This is a genomic window from Streptomyces turgidiscabies Car8 (genome assembly GCF_000331005.1).
Classification (GTDB): Bacteria; Actinomycetota; Actinomycetes; order Streptomycetales; family Streptomycetaceae; genus Streptomyces; species Streptomyces turgidiscabies.
In genome coordinates, this window is the sequence record NZ_AEJB01000445.1 from 1 (window position 1) to 12,804 (window position 12,804).

At 68.8% G+C, this 12,804-nt stretch carries 9 protein-coding genes; 3 read left to right on the top strand and 6 right to left on the bottom strand.

Annotation, left to right across the window (positions count from 1 at the left end; all coding sequences use genetic code 11):
* Positions 1-38: 38 nt before the first annotated feature.
* From STRTUCAR8_RS32480 to STRTUCAR8_RS32495, 4 genes are all read right to left on the bottom strand, one after another.
* On the bottom strand, positions 39-2,165 hold the full coding sequence (locus tag STRTUCAR8_RS32480; protein WP_006380441.1) for a 3-hydroxyacyl-CoA dehydrogenase NAD-binding domain-containing protein: 2,127 nt from the start codon (positions 2,163-2,165) through the stop codon (positions 39-41).
* The gene (locus STRTUCAR8_RS32485; RefSeq protein ID WP_006380443.1) at positions 2,162-3,388 is read right to left on the bottom strand and encodes a thiolase family protein; all 1,227 of its coding nucleotides are present in this window, start codon (positions 3,386-3,388) and stop codon (positions 2,162-2,164) included. The genes STRTUCAR8_RS32480 and STRTUCAR8_RS32485 overlap by 4 nt, the downstream gene beginning before the upstream one ends.
* Before the next feature lie 231 nt (positions 3,389-3,619).
* A complete protein-coding gene (locus tag STRTUCAR8_RS32490; RefSeq protein ID WP_006380444.1) occupies positions 3,620-4,657 on the bottom strand; it encodes a LacI family DNA-binding transcriptional regulator in 1,038 nt (345 codons plus the stop codon).
* Complete coding sequence (locus tag STRTUCAR8_RS32495) at positions 4,654-7,080, bottom strand: glycoside hydrolase family 2 protein (protein ID WP_006380447.1); 2,427 nt, start codon at positions 7,078-7,080, stop codon at positions 4,654-4,656. Before STRTUCAR8_RS32495 ends, STRTUCAR8_RS32490 begins: the two co-directional genes overlap by 4 nt.
* 159 nt (positions 7,081-7,239) lie before the next feature.
* On the opposite strand from STRTUCAR8_RS32495, the gene STRTUCAR8_RS32500 reads away from it, so the two are divergent.
* From STRTUCAR8_RS32500 to STRTUCAR8_RS32510, 3 genes are read left to right on the top strand one after another with little or no spacing between them, the layout of a single operon-like run.
* Entirely contained in the window at positions 7,240-8,553 is a 1,314-nt protein-coding gene (locus STRTUCAR8_RS32500) for an ABC transporter substrate-binding protein (protein ID WP_006380448.1), read from the top strand.
* Positions 8,554-8,573: 20 nt separating this feature from the next.
* Positions 8,574-9,524: a carbohydrate ABC transporter permease gene (locus tag STRTUCAR8_RS32505; RefSeq protein ID WP_100247729.1), complete on the top strand. Its 951-nt coding sequence runs from the start codon at positions 8,574-8,576 to the stop codon at positions 9,522-9,524.
* Positions 9,521-10,351: a carbohydrate ABC transporter permease gene (locus STRTUCAR8_RS32510; protein WP_044473289.1), complete on the top strand. Its 831-nt coding sequence runs from the start codon at positions 9,521-9,523 to the stop codon at positions 10,349-10,351. Before STRTUCAR8_RS32505 ends, STRTUCAR8_RS32510 begins: the two co-directional genes overlap by 4 nt.
* Before the next feature lie 12 nt (positions 10,352-10,363).
* Here STRTUCAR8_RS32510 and STRTUCAR8_RS32515 read toward each other — a convergent pair whose 3' ends face one another.
* Together STRTUCAR8_RS32515 and STRTUCAR8_RS32520 are read right to left on the bottom strand one after the other, a co-directional pair.
* Entirely contained in the window at positions 10,364-11,653 is a 1,290-nt protein-coding gene (locus STRTUCAR8_RS32515; RefSeq protein ID WP_006380442.1) for a ribonuclease D, read from the bottom strand.
* A 216-nt stretch (positions 11,654-11,869) separates the two neighbouring features.
* Entirely contained in the window at positions 11,870-12,529 is a 660-nt protein-coding gene (locus tag STRTUCAR8_RS32520) for a response regulator transcription factor (RefSeq protein WP_006380440.1), read from the bottom strand.
* Positions 12,530-12,804 lie beyond the last annotated feature (275 nt).

Here is a 12,804-nt window from a genome sequence, read left to right on the forward strand (position 1 = left end):
CCGCCTTCGTCACGACCTGCCCTGCGGAGGATGTCCCGTTACGCCGGGACGCTCGCCAGGCCCTGCTCCAGGAAGCGCTTCCCGTTCACCCGCTCGGAGACACCCTCACGGTCCAGGTAGGGCGTGACCCCACCCAGGTGGAAGGGCCACCCCGCACCGGTGATCAGGCACAGGTCGATGTCCTGCGCCTCGGCCACGACACCCTCGTCGAGCATGAGCCCGATCTCCTGGGCCACCGCGTCGAGCACCCGGTCCCGCACCTGCTCCTCGCTCAGGACGACGTCACCCTGCTTCAGCAGCGCGGCGACCTCCGGGTCCAGCTCGGGCTTCCCGCTGTCGTACACGTAGAAGCCGCGCTTGCCCGCCTTGACGACGGCGGCGAGGTTCGGGGAGACCGTGAAGCGGTCCGGGAACGCCCGGTTGAGGGTCTCCGAGACGTGCAGACCGATCGCCGGACCGACCAGTTCGAGGAGCACCAGCGGCGACATCGGCAGGCCCAGCGGCTCGACCGCCTTCTCCGCGACCGCGACCGGCGTACCCTCGTCGATCACGTTCTGGATCTCGCCCATGAAGCGGGTCAGGATGCGGTTCACGACGAACGCCGGAGCGTCCTTCACGAGCACCGCGGTCTTCTTCAGCTTCTTGGCGACACCGAACGCCGTGGCGAGCGAGGCGTCGTCCGTCTGCTCGCCGCGCACGATCTCCAGGAGCGGCAGGATCGCGACCGGGTTGAAGAAGTGGAAGCCCACGACCCGCTCGGGGTTCTTCAGCTTCGACGCCATCTCGGTGACGGACAGCGAGGAGGTGTTGGTCGCCAGGATCGCGTGCGCCGGGGCGACCGCCTCGACCTCCGCGAACACCTGCTGCTTGACGCCGATCTCCTCGAAGACGGCCTCGATGATGAAGTCGGCGTCGGAGAAGCCCTCCGCCTTGTCCAGCACACCGGTGACCAGGGCCTTGAGGCGGTTGGCCTTGTCCTGGTTGATGCGGCCCTTGCCGAGCAGCTTGTCGATCTCGGCGTGGACGTAGCCCACACCCTTGTCGACGCGCTCCTGGTCGATGTCGGTCAGCACGACCGGCACCTCGAGGCGGCGAAGGAAGAGCAGCGCGAGCTGCGAGGCCATCAGACCGGCACCGACCACGCCGACCTTGGTGACCGGACGGGCCAGCGACTTGTCGGGCGCACCGGCCGGCCGCTTGCCGCGCTTCTGGACGAGGTTGAACGCGTAGATGCCGGACCGGAGTTCGCCGCCCATGATCAGGTCGGCGAGGGCCACGTCCTCGGCGTCGTACCCCTGCTGGAGGTCGCCGTTCTTGGCGGCGGCGATGATGTCGAGGGCGCGGTAGGCGGCCGGAGCCGCACCGTGCACCTTGCTGTCCGCGATGAAACGGCCCTTCGCGACGGCCTGGTCCCAGGCCTCGCCGCGGTCGATGGCCGGACGCTCGACCTTGATGTCACCCTTGACGACGGAAGCCGTCCAGATCAGCGACTGCTCCAGGAAGTCCGCGCCCTCGAACAGCGCGTCGGCGATGCCCAGGTCGAGGACCTGCTGGCCCTTGAGCTGCTTGTTCTGGTTGAGCGAGTTCTCGATGATCACGCTCACCGCGCGGTCCGCGCCGATGAGGTTCGGCAGGAGCGTGCAGCCGCCCCAGCCCGGGACGAGGCCGAGGAAGACCTCGGGGAGGGAGAAGGCCGCGATGGACTTCGACACGGTCCGGTACTCGCAGTGCAGACCGACCTCGACGCCACCGCCCATGGCGGCACCGTTGTAGTAGCCGAAGGTCGGGACCGCGAGCCCGCCGAGGCGCTTGAAGACCTCGTGGCCGCCCTTGCCGATGGCGAGCGCGTCGGTGTGGTTCTTCAGGAGCTCGACGCCCTTGAGGTCCGCGCCGACGGCGAAGATGAACGGCTTGCCGGTGATGCCGACACCGACGATCTCGCCGGCCGACGCCTCCTTCTCGACCTGGTCGATGGCGATGCTCAGGTTCGCCAGCGAGGCCGGGCCGAAGGTGGTCGGCTTGGTGTGGTCGAAGCCGTTGTCGAGGGTGATCAGCGCGAAGCGTCCGGCGCCGAACGGCAGGTCGAGGTGGCGTACGTGCGCCGACGTCACGACCTCGTCGGGGAACAGCTCGGCCGCGCCCTTGAGGAGTTCGGTGGTGCTCACTTGTCGCCTCCGGCGTCCTTGTGGTGCGGGTTCTCCCAGATGACCGTGGCGCCCATGCCGAAGCCGACGCACATGGTGGTGAGGCCGTAGCGGACCTCCGGCTGCTCCTCGAACTGACGGGCGAGCTGCGTCATCAGACGCACACCCGACGAGGCCAGCGGGTGACCGAAGGCGATGGCACCGCCGTACTGGTTGACGCGCGCGTCGTCGTCCGCGATGCCGTAGTGGTCGAGGAAGGCGAGGACCTGGATGGCGAAGGCCTCGTTGATCTCGAACAGGCCGATGTCACCGATGCCGAGGCCGGCCTTGGCGAGGGCCTTCTCGGTCGCCGGGATCGGTCCGTAGCCCATGACCTCGGGCTCGACGCCGACGAAGGCGTACGAGACGAGGCGCATCCTGACGGGCAGGTTGTTCTCGCGCGCGAAGTCCTCGGACGCGATGATCGACGCGGTGGCGCCGTCGTTCAGACCGGCCGCGTTGCCGGCCGTGACCCGCCCGTGGACACGGAACGGCGTCTTGAGCCCGCTGAGGTTCTCCAGGGTGGTGCCCGGACGCATCGGCTCGTCGGCGGTCACGAGGCCCCAGCCGGTCTCGCCGACCTGGTCGTTCGTGTTACGCACCGAGATCGGCACCAGGTCCTGCTGGATCTTGCCGTTGGCGTACGCCTTGGCGGCCTTCTCCTGCGAGCGCACGGCGTACTCGTCGGCGCGCAGCTTGGTGATGTGCGGGTACCGGTCGTGCAGGTTCTCGGCGGTCATACCCATGAACAGGGCCGACTCGTCGACGAGCTTCTCGCTCACGAACCGCGGGTTCGGGTCGACGCCCTCGCCCATGGGGTGACGGCCCATGTGCTCGACGCCACCGGCGATGACGGCGTCGTAGGCACCGAAGGCGATCGAACCGGCGGTCGCGGTGACGGCGGTCAGCGCGCCGGCGCACATGCGGTCGATGGAGTAGCCGGGCACGGACTGCGGCAGACCGGCGAGGATTCCGGCGGTGCGGCCGAGCGTGAGTCCCTGGTCACCGATCTGCGTGGTCGCGGCGATGGCGACCTCGTCGATCTTCTTCGGGTCGAGACCCGGGTTGCGGCGCAGCAGCTCCCGGATCGCCTTCACCACGAGGTCGTCGGCACGGGTCTCGTGGTAGATGCCCTTCGGGCCCGCCTTGCCGAACGGGGTGCGGACGCCGTCGACGAAGACGACATCCCTGACGGTACGAGGCACGATGGCTCTCCTCCAAAGGTGCGGGACGGCACTGCTGCGATACGCAACCTGAGCGGGCGCTCAGCCCCATGCTACTTGCGAGTAACCGTACTGCACACCCCTGGGTTGGAGAGCGGCGAAGGTCACACGACTCCGCCATGTTACCGCCGGTTACACATGCCCACCTCAGGGGCGCGGGGAACTGCGCGACCAGCCACAACACACCCGCAGCCGCACTGCAGGAGAAAGCCCCTACCCCTTGGGCGGGGCGGTAGACCCCCGGGGGGTCAGAACGGGCGTGGTCACCGGATGAGACCCACCCCCACCCCCGCCGATCACCTCGAACAACGTCCGCGCGACATCCGCCCCGAACCCATGCACATCGTGACTCATCGCGGACAAGGTGGGCCGAGTCAACCTGCACAGTTGCGAGTCGTCCCAGGCCAGCAACGACACATCGCCCGGCACGTCGAGCCCCATCTCGGCGGCCACCGACAGGCTCGCCACGGCCATGATGTCGTTGTCGTACAGGATCGCCGTGGGCCGGTCCGCCGCCGAGGCGGACAGCAGTGACCGGGTGGCCCGCGCCCCCGCGTCGCCGGAGTAGTCGGTGGAGACCTGCCACGCACCGGCCAGATCGAGTCCCCGCGCGGCCTCGTCGAAAGCCGCCGCACGGATGTTCGTGTGCCCGAGTGCCGCCGCACCCCCCACCCGGGCGATCCGCCGGTGCCCGAGCGCCGCCAGATACCGCACCGCCTCCGTCACGGCCGTGGCGTCGTCGGTCCACACGGAGGTGAGTCCGCCGGTGAACGACGGATGCCCGACCGCGACCGCGGGCATCCCGAGCCGCTCGACGGCCGGCACCCGGGGATCGTCGGCCCGCAGGTCGACCAGGATCGCCCCGCCGATCAGCCGTCCCCTCCACCAGGACTCCTGGAGCCCGACCTCCTCCTCCAGGGTCCGGACGAGCCTGAGCAGCAGCGAGCACGAACGCTCGGTCAGGACGCTCTCCACGCCCGAGATGAAGTCCATGTAGAACGGTTCGAGCCCGAGCAGCCGGGCCGGTCGGCAGATCGCCAGCCCCACCACGTCCACCCGGGACCCGGCCAGCGACCGCGCGGTGAGGTTCGGCTCCCAGCCCAGCTCGCGGGCGGCGGTGAAAATCCGGTCCCGGGTCGCCTCGGCGAGTCCCGGCTTGTGGTTGAACGCGAGGGACACGGCCCCCTTGGACACGCCAGCGCGCGCGGCGACGTCCTTGATGGTGACGCGGGGGGTCGGCAATGCCGTCATCTGGCGGGCTCCACGCAGTACAGGGCCGATCGGGCGGTCTCGGCATCCGGAGTCTCCCAGCCGCGCACCCCGATGGTCACCTGCTCCCCGGGCAACAGGGTCACCAGCCCACGATCGGCCCGCGCTGTCGGGTCCAGCCGGTCCGCCTGCAGCAGCAGATCCCGTACGAGGGTACGAGCCGTCACCGTGACCGCACCCGGCGCGACGCGCACCTCGAACTCCGGCCGGGGGTAAGGGATTTCACGGTCAGGGACGGGAAAGTGCAGCGCCCGCAGCCCCTCCCCGTCGGCCCCCTCCGCACCGGCGACGACATCCGCGACCAGGAACTCCTTGGCCCCCACCGGCACGACCACCTCCGGCACCCGCACCTCGGCGACCGCCCGCCGCTCCGCCGTGAACGGGACCCGCACCGACTCACCGGTCCCGTCCCCGTCCACGGACAGCCGACGCAGCTCCACCGTCCCCGTCCACCGCTCGGCCCCCTGGTTGACGACGGCCAACACCAGGTCCTCGCCGCGCACTTGAAGGCTGAGCAGCCGGTCCGCGTACAGTCGTCGCAGCTCGTGGTAGAGCGGCTTCGCGCGCCCGTCCCCGTCGATCGCCGCCCAGGACGTCACCGGCCAGCAGTCGTTGAGCTGCCACAGAATCGTCCCCGCGCACACGGGCCAGTGCGCTCGCCAGTGCTCGATCCCGGCGGCGACGGCACGGGCCTGGTTGACCTGGGTGAGGTAGTGCCACCGGTCGAAGTCCCCGTCCGGCAAGGGGAAATGCCGGGCGAGACCGCGCTCCAGCTTGCCGTTCCCGTCGTCCGCCTTCTGGTGGTGCAGCATGCCGGGGGAGTCGGGGGCGAGCCCCTCACCCGGCAGCGCCCGTCGCATCGTGGCGTACGCGGCCGGTGCCTGCCACCCGAACTCGGCCACGAATCGCGGGACTTCGAGCCGGTAGTCGGCGTAGTCCTCCCGGTTCCACACCTCCCACGAGTGATGCGTACCGTGCGCCGGATCGTTCGGATGCCGCTCCCAGGACCCGGACCAGGGACTGCCCGCCGTATAGGGCCGCGTGGGATCCAACTCGGCCACCACACGCGGCAGTACGCCCAGGTAGTACCCCTCGCCCCACGACTCCCCGGCGAGCCGCTGCTCCCACTCCCAGTCCCTGAAGCCCCACAGGTTCTCGTTGTTGCCGTTCCACAGTACGAGCGAGGGATGCGGCATCAGCCGTACGACGTTCTCCCGGGCCTCCGCCTCCACCTCACCCCGCAGCGGCTGCTCCTCGGGATAGGCGGCGCACGCGAACGGGAAGTCCTGCCAGACCAGCAGCCCCAACTCGTCGCAGACGTCGTAGAAGTCCTCGCTCTCGTAGATCCCGCCGCCCCACACGCGGACGAGATCCACACCGGCGTCGGCCGCCTGCGTGAGCCGTTTTCGGTACCGCTCAGGGGTGATCCGGGACGGGAACACGTCGTCCGGGATCCAGTTGACGCCCCGCGCGAACAACCGCTCCCCGTTGACGGCCAGGGTGAACCCGGTCCCGTGGGCGTCGGGGGAGGTGTCGAGCTCGACGGTCCGGAATCCGACCCGCCGCCGCCAGGCGTCCAGGGGGACATCGCCATGACGGAGCGTCAGCTCGACGTCGTACAGCTCCTGTCGCCCGTACCCGCGCGGCCACCACAGCTCCACGTCCGGCACGTCCACTTCCACGACGCCACTGGCCCCGTCGACCTCGCCCCGCACCACGACCGCACCGCCACCGGCAAGACCGCCGCCGCTCACCCGGGCCTCCAGCGTCAGCCCGGCCTCCACCCTGGTGCGTTCGACGTCGACCGCCAACCTGACGTGCCCCAGGCCCTGTTCGTCGACCGTCACCTCGGGGCGCACCCGGGAGATCCGGGCCGTCGACCAGTGCTCCAGGCGCGCCGGCCGCCAGATGCCGGCGGTGACGAGGGTCGGACCCCAGTCCCAGCCGAACGAGCAGGCCATCTTCCGGATGTACTGGTAGGGCTCGGCATAGGCGCCGGGCCGCTCGCCCAGCCGCTCCCGCACGGCCTCGGCCTCGGCATAGGCGGAGGCGAACCGGACGGACAGCAGCCCGGTCATGCCGGTCACGTCGAAGCGGTACGAGCGGTGCATGTTCCGTACCCGGCCCAGGAGTTGACCGTCGAGCCGGATCTCGGCGGCGGTGTCGAGCCCGTCGAAGACGAGATCGGTCTGCTCCTGCGCCGAACCGGCCGCGAGCTGTGTCTCGTACGTCCACTCCCGGCGCCCCACCCAGGCGACCTCCGCCTCGTTCCGGCCGAGGAAGGGGTCCGGGATCACCCCGGCCGCCAGCAGGTCGGTGTGTACGCACCCGGGGACGGCGGCAGGCAGTTCGCCCCCCTCGTACCGTACGGTCCAGCCCTCGGTGAGCGGTGTGGCCTCCAGCATGCACACTCCCTAAACCGTTCCATCATCGCGTGAGTCAAGCGCGGAGAACATGGTGGCACCCTTGGCGAAATAGAGACTTTACCGGTTCAGTAGATGGTGTCAGAGTGCCGAATCAGCCAACCCAGTAGTGCTCGTCCGTCCCGAACGGAGCTGATGCACATGAACCGCCGCACGATTCCCGTACTCCTCACCGCCGGACTGCTGCTCTCCGCGTGCACCGGAGCCGGAGGAACCTCGAAGGGCGCCGACGCGAAAGCGCCTGACGATCCGTCAAAAGTGAGCGGAACCATCAAGGTCCTCACCGTGCGCACCGACCTGGTGCAGGACGGCACGCTGAAGAAGTACGCCGACGACTTCCGGAAGATCTATCCGAAGGTCAAGGTCGAGTTCGAGGGCCTTACCAACTACGAGGCCGAAGTCAAGATCCGTATGAACACGGAGAACTACGGCGATGTCCTGCTGATCCCCGCGGTGATCAAGAAGAGCGACTACCCGAAGTTCTTCGCCTCACTCGGCACCCAGGCGGAGCGCGCCAAGAAGTACCGCTTCACCGACTTCACCACCGTCGACGGCAAGGTCTACGGCCAGAGCCCGGTCGGCGTGGCCCCCGGCTTCCTCTACAACAAGAAGGTCTGGCAGGAGGCCGGGATCACCGATTGGCCCACCACCCCCGCCGAGTTCCTCACCGCGCTGAAGGCGATCAAGTCCAAGACGGACGCGGACCCGTACTACACCAACTTCGCGGCCCAGTGGCCGCTCAGTTCCTGGACGTCCGTCAACGGCTCGGTCAGCTGCGACACCGGCGCGACGACGAAACTGGTCGACAGCGACCCGTGGGCCAAGGGCGCGGACCTGCGTGTCGGCGACACCCTGCTGTACGACATCGTCCACGAGGGTCTGGCGGAGAAGGACCCGACGACCACCAACTGGGAAGCGTCCAAGCCCCGGATGGCGAAGGGGCAGATCGCCACACAGTGGCTCGGCACCTGGGCGATCGTCCAGTTCCAGGACGCGGCGAAGAAGGCCGGAGTCGACCCCGCCGACATCGGGTTCATGCCCTTCCCGACCCAGGTGGACGGAAAGTTCTGTGCGGTGATCGGGCCGGACTACAACCAGGCCGTCAACGTCCACAGCGAGCACAAGGCGGCGGCCCGCGCCTGGATCGACTGGTTCACCGACAAGTCCGGTTACGCGGAGGACAACCTCTCCATCTCCCCCCTCAAGGACGCCCCGCTGCCCGAGGTGCTGCAGCCGTACGAGGAAGCGGGCGTGAAGTTCATCGAGGTCGACGACACCGAAGGAGCGCGGCTCAAGCTCATCGACTCCGAGTCGGAGGTCGGTATCTACGCTCCCGACTACCGTCAGGATCTCGTCGACCTGGCCCGTGGCGCCCGCAAGGGCAGTCTCGACGACTTCCTCGGGGACCTCGGCAAGCGCTGGACCGAGGCACAGCAGTCCGTGGGGACGCGGTGACGGACACCACCGAGGCCGGCATGACGGGGCGAAGGGCGGCGCTGCGGAAGGAACCGCCGCCCCCGCCCGCCCCCGGCACCGAACCCGGAACACCCCCGCGCGGGGCACGCCTGTGGCGGGGCGTGACCCCCTGGCTGTTCCTGATCGCCCCGCTCGCCCTGCTGCTGACCTTCACCTACGCGCCGATCGTCAACATGGTCGCGTACAGCTTCACCGACTGGGACGGCGTCAGCCCCGAACTGCACTACACGGGGGCCGAGAACTACACCGAACTCCTCACACGCCCCGAGCTGTTCGAGGTGTTCTTCGTCAGCGGCTACTACCTGGCCGCCTCCGCGCTCCAGATCGTTGCCGCGCTCTACTTCGCGACGATCCTCAGCTTCAACGTCCGTTTCCAGAACTTCTTCAAGGGCGTGCTGTTCTTCCCGTACCTGATCAACGGGGTCGCGATCGGCTTCGTGTTCCTCTACTTCTTCCAGGACGGCGGCACCCTCGACTCGGTGCTGAGCCTGTTCGGAGTCCACACGGACCACGCCTGGCTGGGCACACCGACGTCGGCGAACACCTCGCTCGCCGGCGTCTCGGTCTGGCGCTACACGGGTCTGAACTTCGTCCTGTTCCTGGGTGCGATCCAGTCGGTCCCGGGGGAGTTGTACGAGGCCGCCGAACTCGACGGGGCCAACCGCTGGCACCAGTTCCGGTACATCATCGCGCCGGGCATCAAACCGGTGCTGAGCCTGACGGTGATCCTGTCGATCTCGGGCTCGCTGTCGGTCTTCGAGATCCCGTACAGCATGACCGGCGGGGCCACCGGCACCGAGACGTTCGTCATCCAGACGGTGAAGCTGGCGTTCCAGTTCAACAAGACGGGGCTCGCCTCGGCGGCGGCCGTCGTACTGCTGCTGATCGTGCTCGCCGCGACCTGGGTGCAGCGGCGGCTCGTTCCGGACGACAGGGTGGATCTCGTATGACGCGCCGAGTGGTTGCCCGTACGTTCGTGTACCTGTCCCTGGTCCTCGCGACGGTGGTCGTCCTGCTGCCGCTGGGCGTGATCGTCCTGACCTCGCTCAAGACCGAGCGGGAGATGGCGGACGACAGCGGGGCGCTCTCGCTGCCGGGCGACCTGCTGAACTTCCACAACTACGTGACGGCCTTCCAGGACGGCGAGATGCTGTCCGCCTTCGCCAACACGGCCATCGTCCTGCTGTTCGCCGTCTCGGGGACCGTCCTCATCGGCTCGATGACGGCGTACGCGATCGACCGTTTCACGTTCCGCTTCCGGAAGCTGGTGATCGCTCTCTTCCTGGTGGCGACCCTGGTCCCCGGCGTCACGACCCAGGTGGCGACGTTCCAGATAGTCAACAGCTTCGGCATGTTCGACACGCTCTGGGCGCCGATCGCGCTCTACATGGGCACGGACATCGTGTCGATCTACATCTTCCTGCAGTTCGTCCGGTCGATCCCGATCTCCCTGGACGAGTCGGCACGCCTCGACGGAGCCAACGCCTTCACCATCTACCGGAAGATCATCTTCCCGCTGCTCAAGCCGGCGATCGCCACGGTGGTGATAGTGAAGGGGATCACCGTCTACAACGACTTCTACATCCCCTTCCTCTACATGCCGTCCGAGGATCTTGGCGTGATTTCGACGTCGCTTTTCCGCTTCAAGGGCCCCTTCGCGGCCCACTGGGAGACGATCTCGGCGGGCGCGGTCCTGGTCATCCTGCCGACCCTGATCGCTTTCCTGTCGCTGCAGAGGTTCATCTACAACGGCTTCATGAAGGGAGCGACGAGGTGAGCCGCCGCATCCCTACGGCACCTCGGCGGAAAGCGCCTCCACCAGCACCGGCGTGACCTGCTCCACCTGCCAGGCCCGGGCCCCGTACCCGGCGAGGGCCGCGGCCACGGAGTCGGCGTCCACGGAAGCGGGCGGCTCCCAGCAGACCCTCCGCACCGTGTCCGGAGTGATCAGGTTCTCCTGCGGCATGTTCAGCTGCTCGGCCAGCGCGGAGACGCCGGCCCGCGCGGCGGACAGCCGGGCCGCGGCCTCCGGATCCTTGTCGGCCCAGGCCCGGGGCGGCGGCGGCCCGACCAGGGGCTGCCCCGGCTGGGGCAGCTGTGCGTCGGTGAGCGCCTTCACGTGATCCACCGCGGCCTGCCACTGCTCCAGCTGCCGCCGTCCCATCCGATGCCCGAATCCGGTCAGCGCGGCGAGCGCGTTGACGTTCACCGGCACGGCGAGCGCGGCCTCGACGATCGCCGCGTCCGACAGGACCTTGCCCGGCGACACGTCCCGGCGCTGCGCGATCCGGTCCCGGGTCTCCCACAGCTCCCGTACGACGGCGAGCTGCCTGCGCCGGCGCACCTTGTGCATGCCGGACGTACGGCGCCAGGGGTCCTTGCGGGGCTCCGGCGGGGGCGCCGACGCGATCGCGTCGAACTCCTGCCGGGCCCACTCCAGCTTGCCCTGCCGGTCCAGCTCCTTCTCCAGCGCGTCCCGCAGGTCGACCAGGAGTTCGACGTCAAGTGCCGCGTACCGCAGCCAGGGCTCGGGCAGCGGACGGGTCGACCAGTCGACCGCGGAGTGGCCCTTCTCCAGTACGAAGCCGAGGACCCCCTCGACCATCGCGCCCAGGCCGACCCGGGGGAACCCGGCCAGCCGTCCGGCCAGTTCGGTGTCGAACAGCTGAGTGGGGATCATGCCTATCTCGCGGAGACAGGGCAGGTCCTGCGTGGCGGCGTGCAGCACCCATTCCACGCCGCTCAGTGCCTCGCCGAGGCCCGACAGGTCGGGGCAGGCGACCGGGTCGATGAGCGCGGTGCCGGCGCCCTCGCGGCGCAGCTGCACCAGATAGGCGCGCTGTCCGTAGCGGTAACCGGACGCCCGTTCGGCGTCGACGGCTACGGGGCCGCTGCCCGCGGCGAACGCGGCGATCACCTCGGCGAGCGACTGCTCGTCGGTGACGACAGGCGGAATTCCGTCACGTGGATCGAGAAGGGGGACCGGCGCCGGAGCCTCAGAAGATCCGTTGTCGTCCGGAGGGGCGCCTCCGGTGGTTCGCAGTGAGCTGTCTGCTGCGGTCTCTTGGGCTTCGGTCACCTGTCAAGGGTATCTGTGTATGGACGGCGCCCGCCGACGGAACGTTCCGTCGACGGGCGCCTTGGGGTCGTAAACCGGTCACGTGTCACACGTGTCAGTGAATTCTGTCGGTCATCTCGGTCAGGAGTGGTGGCGAAGCGGTCGTCAGCGGCCGGTCGCCGAGGAGCGTGCGCCAGTGATCAGGGGCAGGGCTCAGGAGCAGTGATCGGGATCGGGTCAGTGGATGATTCCGGTGCGCAAAGCCACCGCCACCATCCCGGCGCGGTCGCCCGTGCCGAGCTTGCGGGCGATCCGGGCGAGGTGGCTCTTGACGGTCAGCGCGGACAGGCCCATGGAGACGCCGATCGCCTTGTTCGACTGGCCCTCGGCGACCAGTCGCAGGACCTCGACCTCGCGGCCGGACAGCTCGCGGTAGCCGCCCGGGTGGCTCGGGGCACCCGGGGGGCGGCGGTGCATACGGGCGCCGGCGCCGATGGGGGCGGCACCCGGCCGGCCGGGGAGGCCGATGTTGTTGCGGGTGCCGGTGACGACGTAGCCCTTCACACCGCCCGCGAGGGCGTTGCGCACGGCTCCGATGTCGTCGGCGGCGGACAGGGCCAGGCCGTTGGGCCAGCCCGCGGCACGGGTCTCGGACAGCAGGGTGAGCCCGCTGCCGTCGGGCAGGTGGACGTCTGCGACGCAGATGTCGCGGGGGTTGCCGATGCGGGGACGAGCCTCCGCGATGGACGAGGCCTCGATCACGTCGCGCACACCGAGCGCCCACAGATGGCGGGTGACGGTGGAGCGGACGCGGGGGTCGGCCACGACCACCATGGCGGTGGGCTTGTTCGGGCGGTAGGCGACCAGGCTTGCGGGCTGCTCAAGAAGAACGGACACCAGGCCTCCTGGAGTGCGGAACGGATCCGGTCCTGGGGGTGAAACCGGATCGACCGTGCTTTCAAGGTCACAGAGGTCTTCGGCATCAAACCTGTGCTCCTTTAGAGAAAGATCACGATCTGGTGAGTAACAATCCGTGCAATTCGGACACGCGATCGATCATCCGAAGATCGAACGGTTTCGCTCTGCGTCGATACGCGGCCGATTGTGGCCGTATCGACAAAGAGCTACTAAAGACGGCGTGCCGATACCGGGAGAAGGAGGGCACATGGAGG